Origin of the sequence: Pontibacter sp. MBLB2868, from assembly GCF_051904785.1 — a bacterium.
Classification (GTDB): Bacteria; Bacteroidota; Bacteroidia; order Cytophagales; family Hymenobacteraceae; genus Pontibacter.
In genome coordinates this window covers 1,073,833-1,097,439 of sequence record NZ_CP196710.1, presented here as the reverse complement: position 1 = coordinate 1,097,439, position 23,607 = coordinate 1,073,833, and the positions used below count along the sequence as shown (strand labels likewise).

The 23,607-nt window shown below is 47.7% G+C and carries 17 protein-coding genes; all 17 read left to right on the top strand.

What is annotated here, in order from left to right; all coding sequences use genetic code 11:
• The 17 genes from nuoG (at position 1) to ACSX1A_RS04795 (ending at position 23,538) form a co-directional block, all read left to right on the top strand.
• On the top strand, positions 1 to 2,733 hold the full coding sequence (gene nuoG / locus ACSX1A_RS04875) for an NADH-quinone oxidoreductase subunit NuoG (protein WP_439882497.1): 2,733 nt from the start codon (positions 1 to 3) through the stop codon (positions 2,731 to 2,733).
• A complete protein-coding gene (nuoH, locus tag ACSX1A_RS04870) occupies positions 2,703 to 3,665 on the top strand; it encodes an NADH-quinone oxidoreductase subunit NuoH (protein ID WP_439882496.1) in 963 nt (320 codons plus the stop codon). Before nuoG ends, nuoH begins: the two co-directional genes overlap by 31 nt.
• 186 nt (positions 3,666 to 3,851) lie before the next feature.
• Complete coding sequence (gene nuoI / locus ACSX1A_RS04865; RefSeq protein ID WP_439882495.1) at positions 3,852 to 4,367, top strand: NADH-quinone oxidoreductase subunit NuoI; 516 nt, start codon at positions 3,852 to 3,854, stop codon at positions 4,365 to 4,367.
• Between the two features lie 4 nt (positions 4,368 to 4,371).
• Positions 4,372 to 4,902: an NADH-quinone oxidoreductase subunit J gene (nuoJ, locus tag ACSX1A_RS04860; RefSeq protein WP_439882494.1), complete on the top strand. Its 531-nt coding sequence runs from the start codon at positions 4,372 to 4,374 to the stop codon at positions 4,900 to 4,902.
• Positions 4,899 to 5,210, top strand: coding sequence for an NADH-quinone oxidoreductase subunit NuoK (nuoK, locus tag ACSX1A_RS04855; protein WP_439882493.1), 312 nt, complete (start codon positions 4,899 to 4,901; stop codon positions 5,208 to 5,210). Before nuoJ ends, nuoK begins: the two co-directional genes overlap by 4 nt.
• A gap of 4 nt (positions 5,211 to 5,214) precedes the next feature.
• Positions 5,215 to 7,101, top strand: coding sequence for an NADH-quinone oxidoreductase subunit L (gene nuoL / locus ACSX1A_RS04850; protein ID WP_439882492.1), 1,887 nt, complete (start codon positions 5,215 to 5,217; stop codon positions 7,099 to 7,101).
• Entirely contained in the window at positions 7,098 to 8,678 is a 1,581-nt protein-coding gene (gene nuoM / locus ACSX1A_RS04845; protein WP_439882491.1) for an NADH-quinone oxidoreductase subunit M, read from the top strand. Before nuoL ends, nuoM begins: the two co-directional genes overlap by 4 nt.
• Positions 8,665 to 10,125, top strand: coding sequence for an NADH-quinone oxidoreductase subunit N (locus ACSX1A_RS04840; protein ID WP_439882490.1), 1,461 nt, complete (start codon positions 8,665 to 8,667; stop codon positions 10,123 to 10,125). Before nuoM ends, ACSX1A_RS04840 begins: the two co-directional genes overlap by 14 nt.
• A gap of 239 nt (positions 10,126 to 10,364) precedes the next feature.
• A complete protein-coding gene (locus tag ACSX1A_RS04835; protein ID WP_439882489.1) occupies positions 10,365 to 11,753 on the top strand; it encodes an FAD-binding oxidoreductase in 1,389 nt (462 codons plus the stop codon).
• 46 nt (positions 11,754 to 11,799) lie between these two features.
• The gene (locus ACSX1A_RS04830; protein ID WP_439882488.1) at positions 11,800 to 12,072 is read left to right on the top strand and encodes a hypothetical protein; all 273 of its coding nucleotides are present in this window, start codon (positions 11,800 to 11,802) and stop codon (positions 12,070 to 12,072) included.
• 214 nt (positions 12,073 to 12,286) lie between these two features.
• Positions 12,287 to 13,369 carry a DNA polymerase IV gene (gene dinB, locus ACSX1A_RS04825; protein WP_439882487.1) on the top strand — a complete coding sequence of 361 codons (1,083 nt, stop codon included), beginning with the start codon at positions 12,287 to 12,289 and terminating at the stop codon, positions 13,367 to 13,369.
• A 202-nt stretch (positions 13,370 to 13,571) separates the two neighbouring features.
• The gene (locus ACSX1A_RS04820) at positions 13,572 to 16,064 is read left to right on the top strand and encodes a zinc-dependent metalloprotease (protein ID WP_439882486.1); all 2,493 of its coding nucleotides are present in this window, start codon (positions 13,572 to 13,574) and stop codon (positions 16,062 to 16,064) included.
• A gap of 277 nt (positions 16,065 to 16,341) precedes the next feature.
• Positions 16,342 to 17,955, top strand: coding sequence for a CTP synthase (locus ACSX1A_RS04815; protein WP_439882485.1), 1,614 nt, complete (start codon positions 16,342 to 16,344; stop codon positions 17,953 to 17,955).
• 31 nt (positions 17,956 to 17,986) lie between these two features.
• Positions 17,987 to 19,813, top strand: a complete 1,827-nt coding sequence (gene yidC, locus ACSX1A_RS04810; RefSeq protein ID WP_439882484.1) for a membrane protein insertase YidC — start codon at positions 17,987 to 17,989, stop codon at positions 19,811 to 19,813.
• 102 nt (positions 19,814 to 19,915) lie between these two features.
• Positions 19,916 to 20,509 carry a hypothetical protein gene (locus ACSX1A_RS04805; RefSeq protein ID WP_439882483.1) on the top strand — a complete coding sequence of 198 codons (594 nt, stop codon included), beginning with the start codon at positions 19,916 to 19,918 and terminating at the stop codon, positions 20,507 to 20,509.
• A 14-nt stretch (positions 20,510 to 20,523) separates the two neighbouring features.
• Complete coding sequence (locus ACSX1A_RS04800) at positions 20,524 to 21,024, top strand: DUF6438 domain-containing protein (RefSeq protein WP_439882482.1); 501 nt, start codon at positions 20,524 to 20,526, stop codon at positions 21,022 to 21,024.
• Between the two features lie 54 nt (positions 21,025 to 21,078).
• Complete coding sequence (locus ACSX1A_RS04795) at positions 21,079 to 23,538, top strand: LEA type 2 family protein (RefSeq protein WP_439882481.1); 2,460 nt, start codon at positions 21,079 to 21,081, stop codon at positions 23,536 to 23,538.
• Positions 23,539 to 23,607: the final 69 nt, after the last annotated feature.

Sequence of the window (23,607 nt, the reverse complement as noted above, 5' to 3'; positions counted from 1 at the left end):
ATGGTAACGATATACATAGACGATAAACCCTATGAGGTAAAAGAGGGCAAGAACCTGCTCGAAACCTGCCTCAGCCTGAAAGAGGACCTCCCCTACTTCTGCTGGCATCCGGCAATGGGTTCTGTGGGGGCCTGCCGCCAATGCGCTGTGACCATCTACAAAGATGAGAACGATAAAACCGGTAAGCTGATGATGTCGTGCATGGAGCAGGTACGGGACGGACTGCGCTTGTCCATCCAGAACCAGCATGCTAAAGATTTCCGGAACAATGTGATCGGCTGGCTCATGATCAACCACCCGCACGATTGTGCCGTGTGTGACGAGGGTGGTTCCTGCCACCTGCAGGACATGACAGTAATGACCGGCCACAACTACAGGAAGTACAGCTTCAGTAAGCGTACATACCGCAACCAGTACCTGGGGCCTTTCTTGAACCATGAGATGAACCGTTGCATACAGTGCTACCGCTGCGTGCGCTACTATAAGGACTATGCCGGCGGAAAAGACCTGGACGTGTTCGGGGCGCATGATCACTTATACTTTGGAAGGCAAGAGGAGGGCGTGCTGGAAAGTGAGTTTAGTGGCAACCTGGCAGAAGTATGCCCTACCGGTGTGTTCACTGATAAAACTCTGAAACAGCATTATACCCGCAAATGGGACCTGACTTCTGCACCATCTATCTGCCATCACTGTAGCCTTGGGTGCAACACCATTGCCGGCGAGCGCTACGGCACCTTACGGAATATTACCACCCGCTACAACGGAGAAGTGAATGGCTACTTCCTCTGCGATCGGGGGCGGTTCGGTTATGAATTTGTGAACAGTGCTGCCAGGGTACGGAAACCTTTGGTGCGTAGCCAATTGCCAGAAGCTACCACAAAAGAGCGTGCCCTGCAGGAAGCTGCCGCCATCCTAACCAGTGGCAAAACGATTGGCATAGGTTCTCCACGTGCCTCCATAGAATCTAACTTCGCACTGAAAACCCTGGTGGGTGCAGATAACTTTTACCTCGGCATATCAGAACCGGATCACGACCTGGTGGAATTTAACATGCGTGTGCTCCGGGAAACAAAGGCACATATCCTCTCACTTAAGGAAGTAGAGAAGTGTGATGCAGTATTTATACTTGGGGAAGATCTGACCAATACTGCCCCCATGCTGGCGCTGGCCATAAGGCAGGCGGTGAGGCAGGAACCCCTGGAGGCAGTAACTGCGCTAAAACTACCGCTATGGCAGGATGCAGCTGCCCGTGAGCTGGTACAGGATAAGAAAGGCCCGCTTTTCATCGCCACTTTCAACCCGACCAAACTGGATGAGGTGGCTACAGAAACGTTTAACGCTACCCCGGCAGAAATTGCCCGCCTTGGATTTGCGGTAGCAAATATAATTTCCGGAGAACCCGCTGTAGTGAATAATCTGGGCGACAGGGAAGAAATGCTGGCAAGGCAAATAGCGGAGGCGCTGATGTCTGCAAAGCGTCCGGCCATCATCTCAGGTACGCACGGCGGACGCGAAAGCATTATTAAGGCAGCCGCCAACATAGCCGGCGCTTTGCAGAAAAGCGGCAAAGAGGCAGGTATAATGCTGACGGCACCGGAGTGTAACAGCCTTGGTTTGGATATGCTGGGAGGTCACCGGCTGGAGTCTGCATTCGCAGTGATGGAGCAAGGCGAGGCCGATACCGCCATTATACTGGAAAATGATCTTTACCGGAGAAGTTGTTCTGACATGGTTTCCAGGTTCTTTGACAAGTGCAGGCACCTGATCGTGCTGGACCACCTGCACACCCCTACTACCGAAAGAGCCAACGTACTGCTATCGTCCGGAACCTTTGCTGAATCAGATGGCACGTTAGTTAATAATGAAGGCAGAGCGCAGCGTTTTTACCAGGTATATCCCACTTCTGAAGATATACAGGAAAGCTGGCGCTGGCTCATGCAATTAGGTGATGCCGTGAAACATGAGCACATGCGCGGCTGGTCCACATTTGATGACCTCCTGCCTGCGATAGTTGTGGCAAACTCCTCTTTAAAAGGAATTGAGCGGGTTACCCCTTCAGCTGACTTCAGAATTGCAGGACAAAAGATACCTCGGGAATCACACCGTTTCAGCGGACGCACCAGCATGAATGCCGGACTTAATGTAAGTGAGCCAAAACCGCAGGAAGACCCTGATTCACCGCTTTCTTTTACCATGGAAGGCTATCGGGGTCAGGCCCCTTCTTCGATCATTCCTTTTTTCTGGTCACCCGGCTGGAACTCGCAGCAGGCGATCAATAAATACCAGATTGAAATCGGAGGGCCGCTCACCGGAGGAGATCCGGGCGTCAGGCTGATAGAACTATCCGGAACTAGTATTGGAAACGCATTCACAGAAGCCCCGGAACATTTTCAGCCGCTGGATGGCCACCTGTTCATGGTGCCCCTGTACCATACTTTCGGTACAGAAGAGCTAAGTGCACATGCACCTGCTGTTGCGCAGTTAGCCCCTGAACCCTATGTACTCATTAACCTGGCCGATGCCCATGAACTGCAACTGCAGGAAGGGCAGCATCTGGCATTTAAGATTGGAGAGGAAGTTTATCGCTTGCCAATAAAAACGAGCATGACCATTTCGAGAGGTGCCGCCGGTTTACCTGTGGGGCTACCGGGAATATCTTATGCTGAATTGCCAGGCTGGGCTATTTTAAATAAAGATCTGATATGGAAGAAGCAACCACAAACCATCTCCTGATCATTGGGGTCACATTATTTGTGCTTCTGAACGTTGCCGCGTTTCTCATCTGGCTGGAGCGCCGCATGCTGGCACTCTGGCAGGACCGGTATGGCCCGAACAGGGCAGGTCCTTTTGGCCTGCTCATTATCCTGGCCGACTCCCTGAAATTATTCTTTAAGCAGGACTGGATCCCTCCATTCGCAGATAAACCTGTGTTTGTTATCGCGCCAACTGTAGTGCTTGTATCTGTACTCATGGGATTTGCAGTAGTGCCGTTTGCCCCCGGAGTGGTAGTGGCCGACCTGAATGTAGGTATTCTGTTTTTCCTGGCAATGTCGTCGATGGGTGCCTACAGTATTATATTGGGAGGCTGGGCCTCTAACAACAAATACTCGCTGTTAGGAGCCATGCGCGGAGCTGCACAAATGATCTCTTATGAGGTATTTATGGGACTTGCGTTGATGGGGGTCGTCTTGATGAGCGGCTCCTTCAACCTGTCAGAAATTGTGCTGGCGCAGCAAGGCCTTTGGTTCGTTGTGCCCCAGATACTCGGTTTTGTGATCTTTTTTATAGCGGGCATCGCAGAAACGCACCGCCTGCCACTCGACATTCCGGAGGCTGAAAGTGAACTTAGCGCGGGTTTCCACTCAGAGTATTCCGGGATGAAATTCGGGATGTTCTTTATTGGCGAATACTTGGGCATCACTCTTATTTCAAGCATGTTGGTGACCTTATACTTTGGTGGCTGGTTAGGTCCTGATTTTCTGCCGCCACTGGTATGGTTCATTCTTAAAACCTTTGTCTTCATCTGCATCTTCATTCTGCTGCGGGCTTCATTGCCACGCCCCAGGTATGATCAGCTGATGGAGTATGGCTGGAAGATATTACTACCCCTTACACTACTCAATTTGCTGGTTACCGGTGGTGTGCTGCTGTGGCTGGCGGAGTAGGCTTTTAATAAGTGGGCGAGTGACTTAAAGTTGTCGTTTCGAGCACCGCGAGAAATCTGGATAGAGTTCTAAAAAGATCTCTCTGATCGTCGAGATGACAGAAGGAGTGATAGGCTAGAGATTATCCCTCAGGGGACAAATGATAACGCACTATAATGATTGCTATAAAAAGAAAGGAGCAGGAATATGTTTAGTTTACTGCGTACCATGTGGCTCACGTTTTTGCATGCTTTCCATAAGCGTGACACCATACTTTACCCGGAAGAGAAAGCTATTTTGCCTACCAGGTGGCGCGGCAGAATTGTACTTACCCGCGACCCGGACGGAGGCGAACGCTGCGTAGCCTGTAATTTGTGTGCTGCCGCATGTCCCGTAGACTGCATCTCACTGCAAGCAACTGAAGACGAGACCGGCAGGCGCTATCCTGATTTTTTCCGCATCAATTTCTCGCGCTGCATCTTCTGTGGCTACTGCGAAGAAGCCTGCCCGACCTACGCCATTCAACTCATCCCCGACTTTGAAATGGGTGAGTACATCCGCCAGAACCTCGTGTACGAAAAAAAGGACCTGCTTATAAACGGGCAGGGTAAGTACCATGGCTACAACTACTACAAGGTAGCGGGTATGGCCATCGGCGGGAAAGACAAAGGAGAAGCTGAAAACGAAACTCCTCCAGTAGACATCAAAAGCATAATGCCTTAAAAATATGGAACTGATATTTTACATCGCCGGCGCTGTAGCCATACTTGCTACGCTTATGGTTATCACCAGTTATAACATGATCCATGCCTTGCTTTACCTGGTGGTTTCTTTTCTGGCTATTGCTGTGGTCTTTTTTACACTCGGCGCTCCATTTATGGCTGCCCTGGAGATCATTATCTACGCCGGAGCCATAGTAGTGCTGATCATTTTTGTGATCATGATGCTCAACCTGAGCGAAGATGCCACCCGCCAGGAAAAAGAATGGCTCAAACCCTCTATCTGGATAGGACCTGCCCTACTTTCGGCGGTGCTGCTGGCAGAACTGATCATTATTTTTGTTGGACTTGAAGTACCCGCTACTGCCACTTTACCGGTAGATGCCAGGTTAGTAGGGCTGGCGCTTTTCGGGCCTTACATACTTGGCGTACAGCTATGTGGTATGCTGCTGATGGCAGGAATCGTTGGAGCCTACCACCTGGGTCGTCAGAAAAAGAAAGTTACGCACCGTTTCCTGGAAAGGAGGAGCGCCTCATGATAGAAAGTGTCTCACTCGAAGCCGGATTGCTGCTAGCAGCCATCCTCTTCACACTGGGTATGGTCGGTGTACTTATCCGCCGCAACATCATCTTCATGCTGGTATCTGTTGAGATCATGCTCAATGCCGCCGGACTTGCCTTTATTGTGGCAGGTATGCGCTGGGCGCAGCCTGACGGACAGGTAATGTTCATTTTTATACTCACCATGGCAGCTGCCGAAGTATCGGTTGGTCTGGCGCTGATACTGCAGTTGTACCACAACCTGAAAACTCTTGACAGCGATGCAGCAAGCATTATGAAAGGTTAAAACTATGGAAAATCTGATCTGGTTAATTCCCGCCCTGCCTTTTACAGGTGCACTCCTGCTGATCCTCTTTGGCCTGAAGATGCCGAAGCAGCTGGTTCCTGTGATCGGGGCCGGTAGTGTGGGTATCGCCGCGCTACTTACAATACTGCTGGGTATCCGGTTTCTAGGTTCCGGGGTAGTGTTTTTTCACCAGCAGGTATGGCAGTGGTTTCAGGTAGATGCCTTTAATCCTGGCATTGCCTTTCATTTAGATGCTCTCTCGCTGGTTTTTATCTTTGTCATCACCTTCGTAGGATTCCTGATCCACCTGTATTCTGCCGAGTTCATGCACGATGATGCTGACTACTCCCGCTTTTTTGCCAGCATGAACCTGTTTGTGGGATCTATGCTGGTGCTGGTGCTGGCCGATAACCTGCTGCTTTTATACCTGGGCTGGGAAGGTGTAGGGCTCTGCTCCTATCTTCTCATCGGTTTCTGGTATAAAGAGCCCGCCAACGGATATGCCGCCCGAAAAGCATTTATCATTACGCGCGTAGGCGATACGGCCATGGCGATCGGTCTGTTTCTTCTGTTCCAGCACTTCGGTACGCTAAACATACAGGAAATACTTATAGCAGCACCGCAGGCCTGGCCGGTCGGGTCACAGATTGCCGTGTTGGTAGCCTTACTTTTAGTAGGTGGCGCCGTGGGAAAATCAGCCCAGTTACCGCTGCAAACCTGGTTGCCGGATGCCATGGCGGGTCCGTCGCCGGTTAGTGCGCTGATACATGCGGCTACCATGGTAACGGCAGGTGTTTACCTTATCTCCAGAACGTATGTGCTCTTTGAACTGGCTCCAACTGCACAATTAGTGGTAGCCATAATTGGGGGCGCTACCCTGCTCATTGCCGGATTTACAGCACTAACACAAAACGACCTCAAACGGGTACTTGCCTACTCTACCATCAGCCAGATCGGGTACATGTTCCTGGCATTGGGCGTTGGGGCATGGTCTGCGGCAGTGTTTCATTTCATGATCCACGCTTTCTTTAAAGCCCTCCTTTTCCTGGGGGCGGGAGCTGTGATCATGGCCCTGCACCACGAACACGACATGACACTCATGGGCGGACTACGCAAGAAAATGCCGGTAGTGTTCTGGACCTTCCTGATCGGCTCTGCCTCGCTGGCTGCCGTACCGCTTATCACAGCAGGTTTTTACAGCAAAGACCAGATCCTGTGGCTTGGTTTAGCAGGGGAAAGAGGCAGCATCTGGTTCTACTTAGCTGCTTTACTGGGTGCCTTTGTAACATCAATTTATACTTTCAGGATGGTCTTTATCACCTTCTTTGGCGAGAGTAAGACTCCCATCAGCCACATGCCGGGCTTCTGGATGAAACTACCACTTGTAGTGTTGGCTATACTTTCGCTGGCAGGTGGTTTTATAGAACTGCCGCACAATTTCATACACATGACGTTGTTCTCAGATTACCTCGCGCCTGTACTGCCGGTTGTGTTGATCAATGAAAAGCTCGCTGCCATGGAGTGGATGTTCCAGTTAATTGCAGCAGCTGTGGCGCTGAGCGGCATCTACATCGCTTACCTCTACTTCCTCAAAAAACCACACCTGGCGCATAACCTTACCCGAAACAAAACAGCAATGGCTTTGCGCGACTTCTGGTATTCCGGTTGGGGCTTCGATGCACTGTATCATACTTTATTCGTGCAGCCTTATGTGTTCTTTTCTAAGGTGAACAAGGGCGACGCTATAGACCTGTTTTACACTGGAATTACTGCCGTCACACAAAAGCTGCACCACCTGTTTGCCCGAACCCAGACAGGCATGCTGCGCACCTACATGATGGGAATACTGGTAGGTGCTTTCCTGATACTAACTTTAAGTCTGCTGCTATGATCTTACTCTGGTTGATCGTGATACTGATGGCCGGCGGTGTACTGGCCTGGATTGTGGGAAAATGGAGCGAGGCTCTTTCCCGTTGGATAGCCCTAACAGCCACCCTGGCTGACCTGTTTATTACACTTAACCTTTGGCGGATGAGCGCTGCAGGCGCTGCCCTGGGCTCGCCCTGGATCACGCAGCTGAACATTGACTGGGTGCCGCAATGGGGTATCGGCTTTGATCTGGCACTGGACGGATTAAGTCTGCTCATGTTGCTGCTCACCTTCCTGCTTGGGGCAGTGGCCATACTTGTATCCTGGAACGAGATCTACAACAAAGTCGGCTTTTTCCATTTTAACCTGCTATGGGTATTGGCTGGTATCACAGGTGTATTCCTGACCATGGACCTCTTTCTGTTTTACTTTTTCTGGGAGGTAATGCTGATACCGATGTATTTCCTGATCGGCATCTGGGGGCATGAGAACCGCACCTACGCAGCTTATAAGTTCTTCATTTTTACACAGGCCAGTGGTCTGCTGATGCTGTTAGCTATACTTAGCCTATACTTTATACATGGCAACCAAACAGGAGTTTATACTTTCAGCTATTTTGATCTGCTTGGCACCACTTTCTCCCCTGTTATCGGTATGTGGCTGATGCTGGGATTCCTCGCTGCGTTCCTGGTAAAACTACCGGTAGTGCCTTTCCACTCCTGGTTACCCGATGCCCACTCACAAGCTCCAACGGCAGGCAGCGTGGTGCTGGCTGGCCTGCTGCTTAAAACAGGCGCGTATGGATTGCTGCGTTTTGTATTACCGCTGTTTCCGGAAGCAGCTCAGGTCTTCGCTCCGTGGGCCATGTTGCTCGGCGTAATTGGTATCCTCTACGGTGCCGTAGTGGCCTATTCCCAAACCGATCTGAAACGGCTGGTAGCTTATACCAGTGTAAGCCATATGGGCTTTGTCATACTTGGGGTTTTCGCCTTCAACGAACTGGCACTGCAGGGCGTGGTCATGCAGATGATCACCCATGGTTTAAGCACGGGTGCCCTCTTCGTACTTGCCGGCTTCCTTTACCACCGCATCCATACCCGTGATATCGAAAAAATGGGTGGTTTCTGGGCCGCAGCTCCTAAAATGGGAGTTATCGCGATGGTATTTGTCATGGGCTCACTGGGCCTGCCCGGCCTCGGAAACTTTATAGCAGAATTTCTGACGCTATTGGGTAGTTGGCAGGCAAATAACTGGCTTACTGTATTTGCCACCATTGGGCTTGTCATGGCCACAGCGTATTCACTGCGCATCATGAAAAAAGTATTCTTCGGGCTTAACAGATCCGGTGTATTAGTGCCAGACCTTACCTGGAAGGAAATGCTCATAACAGTACCGATGGTGCTTCTGCTTCTCTGGCTCGGCCTCTATCCGCAACCGATCCTGGATACAGCCAAACCTACGATTGACCAACAACTGCAGGCCTATAAAGTACCCGGAGCTGACAATCCTGCTATACCAAAGCAACACGCCCTGCAGGTGCTTCTTACAGACACTACAGGCCCACAACAAACCATAGGAGGTACTTATGATATTCGATGACTTTCTTCACCTGATGCCCCTGCTGATCCTGGTCGTGGCATCGCTTGTAACGATGCTTGTGATCGCTGTGCAGCGGAACCACAAACTGATCTACATCATCACGTTGGTTTCACTTGTAGCTGCCTTCGCTTCCCTTTTTGAACTATGGGATAATGCGGTCTACCATATCAGCCCGATGTTCGTGATCGATGGTTTCGCACTGCTTTATATCGGCCTTATACTTTTGGCATCTTTAGTGGTGTGCATGCTCTCTTATGCATACTTTGAGCAGCGTGAGGAACGCAAGGAAGAGTATTACATTCTGCACCTACTGGCAACCCTGGGTGCGTGCGTTCTGGTTATAAGCAAGCACTTCACCGGCTTATTTTTAGGTTTGGAAGTACTTAGCGTGGCACTTTACGGGCTTATCGCTTACCTGCGCACAAGAGAGCGTTCAGACGAGGCTGGTATAAAATACCTGATCATGGCGGCCATGTCTTCGGCGTTTCTCCTGTTCGGGATGGCGCTGGTTTATGCAATGGCAGGCTCTATGGGTTTTTATGAAATAGGGCTTTATTTATCGGTCTTACGCCTTGATGAGATGCCGCTCATCCTGCTCACCGGATTTGGCATGATGATCGTTGGGGCAGGTTTTAAACTGGGCATCGTACCGTTTCATATGTGGACCCCGGATGTGTACGAAGGAGCACCAGCTCCCGTCACTGCCTTTATAGCCACGATCTCTAAAGGAGGAATGATGGCTATACTTATCCGGTTTTTTTTACAAACAGATGGTTTCAACTACCCTTCCTTAGTCTTAATTTTCACGGTCATAGCTATTGCCAGCATGTTTGCAGGCAACATTCTGGCACTGATGCAAAAAAACGTCAAACGCATTCTGGCCTACTCATCAATTGCGCACCTGGGGTATCTGTTGGTAGCCTTTATAGCCGGAAACGAACTCGGCGTGGAGGCCGTGACCTTCTACCTGGTCGCTTATTTTATTACCAGCCTTGGGGCATTTGGTGTTATTACACTACTCTCGGATGAAGAGCGTGATGCGGAACTACTGGAGGATTACCGTGGCCTGCTCTGGCGCCGCCCCTGGACAGCTGCCGCATTTACTGCCATGCTGCTATCACTGGCAGGAATCCCGTTAACAGCCGGTTTTGTGGGCAAGTTTTACTTACTTGCTGCTGGTGTGCGCACCGAGCTATGGCTTTTGGTTATCATGCTCGCACTTAACAGCGTGATCGGTCTTTACTACTATATCAAGATCATAGCGGTTATGTTTCAGCAGACCAATGCCGGCAGGGAACGGCAGGCACTGCACCCCTCCGCATATATGGTTAGCGGCGCTACCATTGCCATTCTGGCGCTACTGCTGGTATACGTGGGGGTATATCCTACCGGGCTAATGAATATGATCCAGGGCCTGATCATTTCGCTGGATGCTCCAATTCCATAAAACAACTATAAATACCTGATATTTAATTTTACTTACTTAAGAGCGGTATTAAGCCGCGGTTCCTGTATAGCCACCAACTAATCAGGAACCGCGGCTTCTTTGATTTTGAATACCCGTATATATAATACTAATATCATTCTATCAGGAGTTGGTTGCACCATTGCAATAAAACACAACGCCCATCACCCAACTTGTCGCTTTCACACCATGGTGCACCCTTAAACTTTAAGGAAAAAGCCATGACAACAGAAACATCAATACAGGATTTTAAAGCTGCCTTACTGGGTGAACTGTTACAGCCAGGAAATGCTGGCTATGATGAAGCACGAAAGATTTATAACAGCATGATCGATAAACACCCACGGCTTATTGCCCGGTGCGAAGATGTGGCCGACGTAATACTTGCTGTTAATTATGCCCGTGATAACAACCTGGTGCTAGCCGTAAAAGCAGGTGGCCATAGTGCCCCCGGATTAAGTGTCTGCGACGATGGGCTGGTAATTGACCTTACCCACATGAACGGCATCAGAGTAAACAAGGATGATAAAACAGTACGTGTTGAGGGCGGCTGCACGCTAGGTGCTCTCGATCATGCGACTCATGCCTTCGGTTTGGCTGTGCCCTGCGGGGTGATCTCCACCACTGGCATTGGTGGGCTGACACTTGGTGGAGGCAGCGGCTACCTTACCCGTAAGTATGGCCTCTCCATTGATAACCTGCTGGAGGCTGACATGGTATTGGCAGATGGCAGCTTTGTTACCGCCAGCGAGGATAAGCACGAGGATCTTTTCTGGGCGATCAGGGGTGGTGGTGGAAATTTTGGAGTGGTCACGTCCTTTTTATTTCAAGCACATCCGGTAAGTATGGATTATGCAGGTCCTATGCTTTGGGAACTGGACCAGGTTAAACCTGTCATGCAGTGGTACCGCGATTTCATGCTGGATGCACCGGAAGACCTTTATGGTTTTTTTGCATTCCTACAGGTGCCACCTGGCGAACCATTTCCGGAAGCTTACCATAATAAAAAGATGGGAGGTATTATTTGGTGCTATAGCGGAGACATGGATAAGGCAGAAAAGGTGTTTGAGCCGATCAGGAATCTTGTCCCTAAACCTGCTATTGATCTGGTAGGGCCAATTCCGCACCCAGCATTGCAGGGCATGTTCGACCCGTTGTTTCCGCCGGGTCACCAGTGGTATATGAAAGGGGATTTTATAACAGAGATACCCGACGAGGCAATTGACCAGCACATAGCCTTTGCCAGAAAAATACCGACACTGCTCTCCGGTATTCACCTGTACCCAATAAATGGCGCTGCCCACAAGGTAAAAGAAGATGCCACTGCCTGGGCTTTCCGGGAAGCAAACTGGTCTCAGGTGATAATAGGTGTTGATCCGGATCCGAAGAATAAGGATAAGATCATAGAATGGGCCCGGGCCTATCACGATGCGATCCATCCATACGCAGCAGGTGGTGCTTATGTCAACTTCCTGATGGATGAGGGTGAAGAACGCATCAAAGACACTTATCGGGGAAACTATGATAAGCTGGCCCGGATCAAGTATAAGTACGACCCGGACAACCTGTTCAGGATGAACCAGAATATAAAACCCTTGGCTACAGCCTGACCCTCACCCATTTTAAATCAAATTGAATAAAAATAATCTAAATGATATGCCTTACTTATTAATCAGACACGAAGTAGATAACTTTGACAAATGGAAAACGGCTTATGATAACCACAAAAGTGCACGTGATAAAGCTGACCTTCAGGAAGTATACTTGCTACAGAACAAGTATAACCACAACGAAGTAGTCATTTTATTTGAAGCTAAAAACGACCATAAGGCGCAGGAGTTTATAGAATCCGAAGACCTGAAAGAAGCCATGAAAGGTGCAGGAATAGTGGGCACCCCAGAGATCAGGATACTGGAAGAAGTGTCCTGATAATCATTACACTTTTTCTCTTTAAGTTTGTGTGGGAACTTCCTACTTCCATTTATTTATAGAAATTGTCTCTGCCTGTGTATCTTTGTTATTCTTAATAAAGCTTCTCCCAAAGATGTTGAGCCAATTATTTTGTTATTTCTCAGTAGCCTGTTTTATACAAATAAGCCAGTCATAGTTCAGGTTGAGAAGCAGGAAGAAAAGTATTATTTAATTGACACCCCCCATCCGAAAGATCATACATGTTGACATGGACGCCTTTTTTGCGTCGGTGGAACAGCGTGATAACCCGGAACTGCGTGGTAAACCAGTGGCCGTGGGTGGCTCCAGGGCAAGAGGTGTGGTGGCTGCCGCAAGTTATGAGGCCCGTAAGTATGGCGTACACTCTGCCCTGGCTTCTAAAATTGCGGCGCAACGATGCCCGCACCTGATCTTTGTTAAAGCACGATTCGAAGTATACAGTGCTGTATCAAGACAGATCCGGGAGATTTTCCACTCCTACACAGACCTGGTGGAGCCGCTGTCGCTGGATGAGGCATATCTGGATGTGACAGAAAACAAAATTGGTATGCCCTCTGCCACTATCATCGCCCAGGAGATCAGGAAGCGAATATTCGAAGAGACAGGCCTAACGGCTTCTGCTGGTGTATCTTACAATAAGTTTCTGGCAAAAATAGCCTCTGACTACAACAAACCGAACGGCTTTACGCTCATCACACCAGACAAAGCAGAACAACTTGTGGCTGGGCTGGCCATCGAAAAATTTCATGGAATCGGAAAAGTAACGGCTGCCAAAATGCAAAGTATGGGCATCTTGACCGGGGCCGATCTACGGGAAAGGCCGGAAGATGAACTGGTTCGGAATTTTGGGAAAGTAGGGCATTACTATTACCGCATTGCCCGCGCCCAGGATGATCGTGATGTACAGCCACACCGTATCCGAAAATCCATTGGCTCAGAACGCACATTTGATGTAGACCTCATCGAAGAGCATGATATGCTGCTCCAGATAGACAAACTTTGCCAGGAAGTTTCGCATGATATGGAGCGACTAAAAGCTACTGCCAAAACTGTTACCCTAAAGATCAAGTACTTCGATTTCACGCAAAATACCCGCAGCAAAACTTTTTTAGGTGAGTTCAGCAGTGCAGATGCGATTTATACCATTGTCCGGGAACTGCTGCGCACACCACACCTCCCCCAGCACCCTGTACGCCTGTTAGGTGTTGCTGTTAGCAGTTTGCTTTACCAACATGACCGCCTGCAGGAAGGTTACCAGCTGACTTTAGATTTCTAGTTTTACACTGCCTGGTCTTTATGAGCCGATTGCTCTCTTGTTAGCAGTTTTCAAGTTTTTCTTTTTTCACACTAAACCATCCCCCTCTAATACTGTCTTAACAAAAGCTGCATCATAAGTTGATGCTTAAACAATCATGCTTATATTTAAGAAACATTCTATTCTATTAACTAAACCTATCTAATCACCCAATCTCTAAATTATGAGTAAAAATTTACGTTTTGCTCCTTTGGTGGCATTACTGCTAGCTGGTGCAACCATGGCACCACCGGCTTATGCCCAGAAGAGTAAGAAAAAGAAAAAAGCCAAACAGGAAGTAGCAGCTACTCCCGCACCTAAAAAGGATGATGGTAAGCCAAAGCCTTACAGCGAAGTGATCACCTCAAAAGCTGTGACGGACGAAGGTCTCTTTAAAGTACATAAGATAGATGAAAAGTACTTTTATGAGATTCCGGACACACTCCTGAACCGTGACATGCTGATGGTTAGCCGGATCGCGAAAACAGCCACGAATATTGGCTACGGTGGCGAAGAGCTGAACACGCAGATGTTGCGCTGGGAGCGGGTAGGTAATAATATTCTGCTCCGCGTTATTTCTTATGAAAACGTAGCCTCAGACTCGCTGGAGATCTACAATTCAGTGCAAAACTCTAACCTGGCTCCTATCATTCAGGCTTTCGATATTAAAGCTTTCGGACCGGGTACACAGGTCGTGGACGTTACAGATCTGTTCTCTAAAGATGTTACTTCACTTGGCTTGGATAAGAGAAGACGTGAGCAGTATAAGGTTCGTAAACTGGATGACAAGCGCACCTTTATCGAAGGAATCAAGAGCTTTCCGTTAAACGTGGAAGCACGCTCGCTGATGACATACGAAGCTACTGACGCACCGGCTAACGCCAGTACAGGAACTATTACGCTGGAGCTTAACCACTCCATGCTGCTCCTGCCTAAACAACCAATGCCTGCCCGTACCTTCGATCAGCGCGTTGGCTTTTTCACGGTAAGCCAGACTGATTACGGTACTGAGGAGCAGCGTGCGGCAAAACGCAGTTACATTGTGCGCTGGAGACTGGAGCCCAAAGATGAGGCGGCCTACGCTCGCGGCGAACTGGTAGAGCCTAAAAAGCAGATCGTATATTACATCGACCCGGCTACCCCTATGAAGTGGCGCCCTTACCTGAAACAGGGAGTAGCAGACTGGAACAAGGCCTTCGAAGCTGCCGGTTTCAAAAATGCTATTGTCGCCAAAGATCCGCCTTCATTTGAAGAGGATCCGGAATTCAGCACCGAAGACGCCCGTTATTCAGTTATCCGCTACTTCTCCTCTGAAACGCAGAATGCCTACGGACCAAACGTACATGATCCACGTTCAGGAGAGATCCTGGAGAGCCACATCGGCTGGTACCACAACGTAATGAACCTGCTGCGCAACTGGTATTTTATCCAGACAGCTGCCATTAACCCGGATGCCCGTGGTGTACAGCTTAAGGATGAAGTTATGGGAGAACTGATCCGATTCGTGTCTTCGCACGAAGTAGGCCATACGTTGGGCTTACCTCACAACATGGGTTCAAGCGCTGCTTATCCTGTTGCGAAACTGCGTGATCCGGAGTTTACAAAGAAAATGGGTACCGCCCCTTCTATCATGGACTATGCCCGCTTTAATTATGTAGCGCAGCCCGAGGACAAAGGTGTGGCATTGATGCCAGGGATCGGTGTGTATGATAAGCATGCTGTGAAATGGGGCTATACTTACTTCCCGGAGAAAAACGGCCGCGACAACGACGAGAAACTGGCAGCCTGGATACGTGCACATGAAAATGACCCGATGTACCGCTTCGGCCGTCAGCAGGGCAACCCGATTGATCCATCGTCACAGACAGAGGATTTAGGGGATGATGCCATGTTAGCGAGCAGCTACGGCATCGCGAACTTAAAGCGTGTGATGCCGAACCTGATCGAGTGGACAAAGAAAGAGAATAAGGATTACGATGACCTTCAGGAACTTTATGGCCAGGTGCTTGGGCAGTGGAACCGCTACATGGGCCACGTAACAGCTAACATTGGTGGTGTATATGAGAACTACAAGACCTACGACCAAAAAGGCGATGTATACTCTTATGTTCCGAAGGAAAAGCAGAAGCGTGCGCTTAAATTCCTGAATGAGCAAGGTTTTTCTACACCTACCTGGATGCTGGACGATAACATCCTGCGCAAGATAGAGTCTGCCGGTACTGTGGAGCGGGTACGTTCTGCTCAGGTGAACATCCTGAACAATGTGCTGGATGCGGGCCGTATGGCACGACTGATTGAGGCGCAGGCATCTGAAGGCAGCAACACGTATACCTTGCTGGAGATGATGGCTGACCTGCGTGGCGGTATCTGGTCTGAAGTGAACACAGGCAAAGCAATCGATACGTACCGCAGAAACTTACAGCGGGGTTACCTGGAGCGCATGGCTTACCTGATGACAGACCAGGAGAAAAATGCAAATACTTCTGGCCGCTCGGGCCGAGGCAGCACGCAGGTAGATGTATCGCAGTCTGATATACGTCCGGTAGTTCGTGGGGAGCTTATCGCGCTGCAAAGCCAGATAAGGGCATCGTTGCCTAAAGCAAAGGATACCATGACAAAGTACCACCTGCAGGATGCACTGGTACGCATCGACACTATTCTGAATCCTAAAAGCTAAGCTTTTGCTTTACCATTTTTAAAAAGCGCCCCAGCCAAAAAGGCTGGGGCGCTTTTTTTATGTACCGCTAATTTTATTTTTCCTCTGAAAGTATGTGCAGCCGTAACAGGTAAGCCGCTTATACTTGCTGCACAATGGCCTAATGGAGCTTAATTGCAAAAGATTCACCTTGAATTTTTAGAAAGATATCCTATGGCGGGAGCACATCTCTTAAGCTCGTGTCAGGAAAATCAAATAATTACAGTACCTTTGTAGCCCATAAGCTTAACCCAAACTTATGGCTACTAAATACATCTTCGTTACAGGTGGCGTAACGTCTTCCCTAGGAAAAGGTATTATTTCCGCATCTCTTGCTAAGTTGCTGCAGGCAAGAGGCTTCTCTGTAACTATTCAGAAATTTGACCCTTACATCAACATCGACCCAGGTACATTGAACCCTTACGAGCACGGCGAGTGCTATGTAACGGAAGATGGCGCTGAAACAGATCTTGATCTGGGTCATTACGAGCGTTTCCTGAATGTACCAACTTCACAGGCCAACAACGTAACTACTGGTCGCATTTATTATAATGTGATCATGCAGGAGCGTGAAGGAGCTTACCTGGGCAAAACAGTGCAGGTGATACCTCACATTACAGATGAAATAAAGCGGCGGATGTTGCTGCTGGGTGAGTCTGGTGAATATGATATAGTGATAACGGAGATTGGTGGCTGTGTAGGTGACATTGAGTCATTGCCTTTTATCGAGGCAGTGCGTCAGCTACGTTGGGAGCTTGGAGTGAATGAATCATGTGTGATCCATTTAACACTGGTGCCTTACCTGAAAGCTGCCGGTGAATTAAAGACAAAGCCGACACAGCATTCTGTGCGTGACCTATCGGAAGCTGGCGTGCAGCCGGATATTCTGGTTTGCCGCTCGGAATACCCAATTCCTTCGGACCTGCGCAAGAAGATCGCTTTGTTCTGCAACGTGAAAATAAACTCCGTTATCGAGTCTTTGGATGCGGATACGATCTACGATGTGCCTTTGCTGATGCGCAAGGAGAAGCTGGATGAGCGTGTGATCAGTAAATTAAAGCTTCCGCACAAGGAAGAGCCAAACCTTACAAGCTGGAAAGACTTCCTGGGCAAGTTGAAAAACCCAACCTCAGAGGTAAACATTGCCCTGGTAGGTAAGTATGTGGAGCTTCCGGACGCTTATAAGTCTATTATAGAGTCGTTTGTTCATGCTGGCTCTGCGAATGAGTGCAAAGTAAACATCAAGTGGTTCCAGTCGGAAAACATCACGGATGAGAACGTAGCTGGATTGCTGCAGGAAATGGATGGCGTACTGGTTGCCCCTGGTTTTGGGGAGCGTGGCTTCAAAGGTAAGCTGGAGGCTATCCGGTTTGTGCGCGAAAATAATATTCCTTTTATGGGCATCTGCCTGGGCATGCAGTGTGCTGCCGTAGAATTTGCACGCAATGTGCTTGGTTTAGAGGGTGCTGCCTCCACAGAAATGGACGCTGACACCCCACATCCGATCATAGATATGATGGAAGATCAAAAACAAATTAAGCAGATGGGTGGAACTATGCGATTAGGTGCCTATACTTGTGAACTAAAAAAGGGTTCTAAGGCTTATTCTATTTATGGAAAGTCTAAGATTTCGGAGCGCCATCGTCACCGTTACGAGTTCAATAACAAGTATTTAGCTGATTTTGAACAGGCAGGAATGATGGCAACGGGCATAAATCCGGACACTGGACTGGTAGAGATCATTGAGTTGCAGAACCACCCGTGGTTTGTGGCAGCCCAGTATCACCCGGAACTGAAGAGTACCGTGCTGAACCCCCACCCGCTTTTCGTAAAATTTGTGAAAGCGGCTAACAATTACAGAAAATCTAAATAAGCTCAATAAAAAACAATTCAAATTTTAGTAAATGGATAGAAATCAAGCAATTGGTTTTGGATTGATTGCCGTGCTATTGTTGGCTTACTCTTTCTTTTTTACAGGAGAGGATAAGAATAAAGCACAAGTGGCAGTTCAGGAAAAAGCCAAGGTAGAGCAAGTACAAACTGCTGTAGTTGCTGAAGATGACTCACTGACGCAGGCTCGCAGAGCAACGGCTCTGGGTGCTTTTGGCGCTGCTGCAACCGGTGAGGCCAGCACTACAACCGTAGAAAACCAGAACATCCGTGTTACTTTTTCTTCTAAAGGTGGCCAGGTTAAGGAAGTATTGCTGAAGAACTATAAAACATACCAGGGCGAGCCTCTGATCTTGTTTGATAGTGAGAGTAGCAAAACGGATGTGACATTCACAACTCAGGACGGAAAGAAGGTACAACTTTCTGATTTATACTTTACGCCATCTGAGGTTAAGAACGTTAGCACTGATGAAAAATCAGGTAAAACCGTTTCTTTCAGAGCCAACTTAGGTAACGGCCAGTACATAGAGCAAGTGTATACCCTGTATGATGAGAACTTCATGATGGGGTACAAGCTTGACTTTGAAGGGCTTGATAAAGAGATCAGCGGCAATACCATTACCTTCACCTGGAATGATAAATTAAAGCAGCTGGAGCGTGACCTGAAGCAGAACAGAGCTAAGTCAACGATCAATTATGCTACTGTTGAGGATGGTTACGAAAAGATGTCTATCTCTGATAAAGCAGAGACCGTGACAGTTGAGGAGCCCATGAAATGGGTGGCAAATAAGCAGAACTTCTTTACGGCCGGCATTATTGCCGGCAATCAGTTTGCCGGTGCCAAGCTGGAATCTTCCGTAGACCTTGCCGATTCATCTGTAGTAAAGACTTTCTCTTCCCAGATTCTGATCCCTACGCAGGATGTGACCTCAGGTAAAGGTGAGTTCATGTTCTATTTCGGACCAAATGATTACAAGATCCTGAAGCATATCGGCAACGATTTCGACAGAAACCTGGATCTTGGTTGGGGAATTTTCTCTTATGTGAACAAATGGCTGATCATTCCGGCATTTGACTTCCTAGAGAACTATATTTCCAGCTATGGTATCATCATTATCCTGCTGGTGCTCTACATCAAAACCATCCTTTTCCCGCTTACATACAAGTCTTATGTATCGATGGCGAAGATGAAGGTTCTAAAGCCTGAGATCGACGCTATTAAGGAGCGTAACGATGGCGACATGCAGAAGACGCAGATGGAAACCATGAAGCTATACCAGGAAATGGGTGTTAACCCTTTGAGTGGTTGTATTCCGATGGTGCTGCAGATACCGATACTCTTTGCGATGTTCAACTTTTTCCCGAACTCCATTGAGCTGCGCCAGGAGGCATTCCTATGGGCTACTGACCTTTCGACGTATGATGTATTTGCCAAACTGCCATTCACAATTCCGTTCTATGGCGACCACGTAAGTATGTTTACTTTGCTGATGACAGCCTCTACCATACTTTACACTTGGTCTAACAACCAGGTAAATACCATGCAGGGCCCAATGAAGTATTATAGCTACTTAATGCCTGTAATCTTCATGTTCGTACTGAACTCCTTCCCTGCCGGTCTTTCTTTTTACTACTTCGTATCAAACATCGTAACATTTGGCCAGCAGACCGCTATTCGCAGGTTTGTGGATGAAGGAAAAGTAAGAGCGAAACTGGAGGCTAACAAGCACAAGATAAAAGAAAAGAAAAAAACAGGCGGACCTTCCTTTACAGAACGTATGCAGGAAGCCATGCGCCAGGCACAGGATAAGCAGCAGCAACAGCGTAAAGCTAAAAAATAAGCTGTTCCTTAATAGCCAAAAAAAAGCCTTTCCCTTACCGGAAAGGCTTTTTTTTGGCTATACTTTAGCTGCAATCGTATGTAGGGGTATAAACTTAACACTATGATGCGCACTATTATAAAACCATGCCTGCTCTTATTGCCGATGGCGTTCTTCAGCTGCCGGCAAGATACCGAAGATCAGGGCAAGATAGCAGACACCCACCCTAAACTGGAAAAACAGCTGGAGAAAAGGCCGGTTAAAATGCCTGTATCCGGAAACGAAAACCCTGAATTGTATGATCGCTACAGGATCACGATGGAAGACTATCACAAGAGCGGGGATTATAACGTAACAAACATCTACCGCGGGCGGCTAGCCCCCCTGGACGAAAATAGCCACACCGATGCCCGCACTTTCCGTACTGCACTTCAGGAAGGGATGAAGAATGGGATCAATTTTGCAGGGAAATATACCGTAGTAACAGTCGGATGCGGCACTGCTTGCCAGGTACACTATGTGGTAAGCAGGGAAAACGGGAAAGTACTCGATAAGCTGCAAAGCAGCATAGGCGCAAAATACAGTGCCAACAGCCGCCTTTTCATAATCAACCCACCCGATTCTACCATCAATTACAAAGAATGTAATTACTGCACTCCGGAAGCCTACGTTTTTGAAGAAGGTAAATTTAAAAAGTTAAAGCATCCGAGCCTTTAGTACTTATAAGCAACATGCTACTAAACATATTAAATCAACTAAAGATAATAACACCGCTGTTTTTGTTGTTGCTGTGCATACTAGGGTGCAAAGTTAACAGCAATTGCCAGACCAGTGGTAAGAATGCGGCAGCCCCTCCTCTCCTTCAAATTCAAAAAACACCATGCTATGGCCCTTGCCCAGCCTACGAAGCAACTGTGATGGAAAACGGTATGGTCACCTTCGTAGGCTGGGACAATGTGCCAGTCTCAGATACGGTACAGATGTGCTTTACTGAAAAGGAAATGAATGAGCTAAAAAAAGCGATAGAAAAGCTTGACTATACTAGCCTACAGACTTCCTATGGTTCACAGTGGACAGACATCCCGACTACCTATCTTACCTTTTACCAGAACGGAAAGCAGGTGAAGCGGATAAAGCACCAGAAAGGAGGCCCGGAAGCATTGGTCACCTTTCAAAAGAACCTGAATGATAAACTATTAGAGTTAGTAGGGAAAGAGGCACAACAGCCATAGTATAACCCTTGTCCCTCTGATTTGCGTTTACAGCAAAAAAAGGGAAACTACTACATGTCTAATAAAAAAACCAGCTGGATACTTATTGTCTCGATTATCCTCCTGGCACTACTTGGTGCTGTTGCTTACTATATCTTAACTAAAAAATATTTCCCTAAAGTAGCAGGGGTTGAATATCTGAAACTTGAATTAGGAAAAGATACAGCCCAGGTTAAAGCAGGTGTTAAGGTCATAAACAGGATACCGCTGCCAATAACCATAGACAGCGTACGGTATAACATAACTGACGAAGGCGATACATTGGGTTGGGGCAAGATGACAACCACACAAACCCTCCCGGCTTTAGACGACGAGACCCTGGATTTCCAGCTTAAACTGGATTTTGAAAGGTATAGAAAGCACCTTCAGGAACAGCAGGGCAAAGATAGTATACGGCTTGATATAGCCATGAACGTATATTTTGACTTGCCCCTCATCAGCCCTAAAAGTATTACGATAAACCGCCATTTTAATGCTCCGGTAGCAAAATCGCCTGCCCTGGAACTACAAGACATTGTAGTCAGGAGCTTTAGCCCTGACTCTGGTTACTCATTATTACTAAAGATTAACTCCAGTAATAAGAACCTGCCGGGCCTGAAAATAAATAACCTTCAGTATAACGTGCAGATTGGTGATACGCTAACTATCGCCGGCGAAGTTGATTCTACATTCAGCCTCCAAAAGGGAAATAAACTATTGGAAGTGCCCCTGCAACTGAATACTTCGGATGCTATCTCCCTGATCAAAAAGAAGCTTTCCGGAGATGAATCATGGAAGTACGACGCCCGACTAGAGGCAAATATACAGAGTGATCACCCTCTTTTCGACTCCTTTAAACTTGTAGTGGAAAAAGCAGGGGAACTGGATGTAAGTAAAATGGGTACAGGTAAGAACTACCTACCAACCATAAAACGGATCAAACGACTAACGATAGATTCGGATGAGGAACAGACCAGGTTACAGGCAGATCTGGTTGTTCATAATCCGGCCCCTATCCCATTTTACATTGACAGTGCTGCCTATTATGTCCGGTATCAGGGTAAAGTAATTGCTACCGGAAAGCAAAACATAGAAAAAACACTTCCTAAATCCGGGGACCAGTCCCTGGGCCTGCAACTGCTGGTAGACGAAAGCGCCTATAAGAACCTGATGAAAAAAGTACAGGGGCAGGATAAAATCCCTTTACAAATTGAATTGAAACTTATTTATAACCTGCCTGGGGCTAAAAGGCAGCAGATCACGCTGCAACGTGAAATACAGGCTCCTGTCCCAGGGCAGGCGGGTATAAAAGTGGCTGGACTTGAGGTTAAAGAACTGGATCCTGAAAAAGGAGCTCAGCTTACCTTAAAGCTGCAGGTTGAAAGCTCTAACCTGCCCGATCTTCAGATTAAAAACCTGGAGTATAAATTAAATCTAAGTGAAGGCATCTTGTTGACTGGTAACACGCAGGAGCCAATCAGGATAAACCAGCAGAATGCACTTGTGGAGGTTCCGGTCCATTTATCTGCGGACGATGTAAATCAGCTGTTAAAAAGAGCCATCAAAGGGAGCACAGACTGGAAATACCATTTGAAGGCATCCGCCACCCTGCAGAGCAGTAACAAGATGATTGGCCCTACAAAAGTAAACCTGGAATTTGAAGGTGAATTGGAGCTGAAGAAAGGAACAGGTGGACAGCAGCTGATGCCAAAGATCACAAAAATTGATACGCTGGATATAACAATTGCCTACGATACAGCCTGGGTTAAATTAAATGTGCGGGTGCAAAATCCGCTTCCGGTACCTATACACATCGATAATCTCACGCTGCTTTTAACGCATCAAAACGATACCATTGCAATTACAAATGGAGATGTAGGAAAAAAACTTCCGGCAGAGGGGGAACAGACAGGTTGGATAACGCTTGCCGTAAACTATAAACTGTGGCGCGAGCATTTGATCCATCACCAGGAAAATGACAGCATGTTTCTAAAAGAAAAGATCACGCTACAATACAGGATCGCAAAGCTGGAACAACAACAGGTATCTTTCACCAACACTTTTCAGATACCAACTCCTAAATTACCGGTCACAGAGCTACAAAAGGTTAAATTACGTGGATTCAGCTTTACCAAAGGGATCCTTGTAAACGCCTTAGTAAAGGTCCAAAATGCAAATACAGAGAAGTTGGAAATAAACGCGATCGAATATAATGCATGCGTACAAGACCTGTTGGATGTATGCGGCAGCATTAACCGTACATATGATATACCATTAGGCATAAGTGTGGTGAAGGTCCCAATGAACCTGGGTATCGGGGAAGTGTTTCGGGCAATGTTTGCCCGCTTAGCTGGTAAAAACAAAGAAAGGAAGCTGTATCTGAATTCCAATGCTATAATCAACACAAGTAACCCAAAACTTCAGAATACCTATATTAGGTTTGAAAAATGGGAGAAGTCGAAACTGTTTCAGAAAAAGGAGAAAAGCGCCCAGTAATTGCACTTGGCTCCAAAATTAAACCACCTGTATAACTGATCATGTTACACCAACTGCAAGCTAATAAGT

What these genes read in the sequence shown, in the direction of transcription:
- nuoK (WP_439882493.1), top strand. Translation starts at nt 4,899, where the DNA reads ATGATAGAAAGTGTCTCACTCGAAGCCGGATTGCTGCTAGCAGCCATC.
- nuoG (WP_439882497.1), top strand. Translation starts at nt 1, where the DNA reads ATGGTAACGATATACATAGACGATAAACCCTATGAGGTAAAAGAGGGC.
- ACSX1A_RS04795 (WP_439882481.1), top strand. Translation starts at nt 21,079, where the DNA reads ATGTCTAATAAAAAAACCAGCTGGATACTTATTGTCTCGATTATCCTC.
- nuoL (WP_439882492.1), top strand. Translation starts at nt 5,215, where the DNA reads ATGGAAAATCTGATCTGGTTAATTCCCGCCCTGCCTTTTACAGGTGCA.
- ACSX1A_RS04805 (WP_439882483.1), top strand. Translation starts at nt 19,916, where the DNA reads ATGATGCGCACTATTATAAAACCATGCCTGCTCTTATTGCCGATGGCG.
- yidC (WP_439882484.1), top strand. Translation starts at nt 17,987, where the DNA reads ATGGATAGAAATCAAGCAATTGGTTTTGGATTGATTGCCGTGCTATTG.
- ACSX1A_RS04830 (WP_439882488.1), top strand. Translation starts at nt 11,800, where the DNA reads ATGCCTTACTTATTAATCAGACACGAAGTAGATAACTTTGACAAATGG.
- ACSX1A_RS04835 (WP_439882489.1), top strand. Translation starts at nt 10,365, where the DNA reads ATGACAACAGAAACATCAATACAGGATTTTAAAGCTGCCTTACTGGGT.
- ACSX1A_RS04800 (WP_439882482.1), top strand. Translation starts at nt 20,524, where the DNA reads ATGCTACTAAACATATTAAATCAACTAAAGATAATAACACCGCTGTTT.
- nuoI (WP_439882495.1), top strand. Translation starts at nt 3,852, where the DNA reads ATGTTTAGTTTACTGCGTACCATGTGGCTCACGTTTTTGCATGCTTTC.
- ACSX1A_RS04815 (WP_439882485.1), top strand. Translation starts at nt 16,342, where the DNA reads ATGGCTACTAAATACATCTTCGTTACAGGTGGCGTAACGTCTTCCCTA.
- ACSX1A_RS04820 (WP_439882486.1), top strand. Translation starts at nt 13,572, where the DNA reads ATGAGTAAAAATTTACGTTTTGCTCCTTTGGTGGCATTACTGCTAGCT.
- nuoM (WP_439882491.1), top strand. Translation starts at nt 7,098, where the DNA reads ATGATCTTACTCTGGTTGATCGTGATACTGATGGCCGGCGGTGTACTG.
- nuoJ (WP_439882494.1), top strand. Translation starts at nt 4,372, where the DNA reads ATGGAACTGATATTTTACATCGCCGGCGCTGTAGCCATACTTGCTACG.
- ACSX1A_RS04840 (WP_439882490.1), top strand. Translation starts at nt 8,665, where the DNA reads ATGATATTCGATGACTTTCTTCACCTGATGCCCCTGCTGATCCTGGTC.
- nuoH (WP_439882496.1), top strand. Translation starts at nt 2,703, where the DNA reads ATGGAAGAAGCAACCACAAACCATCTCCTGATCATTGGGGTCACATTA.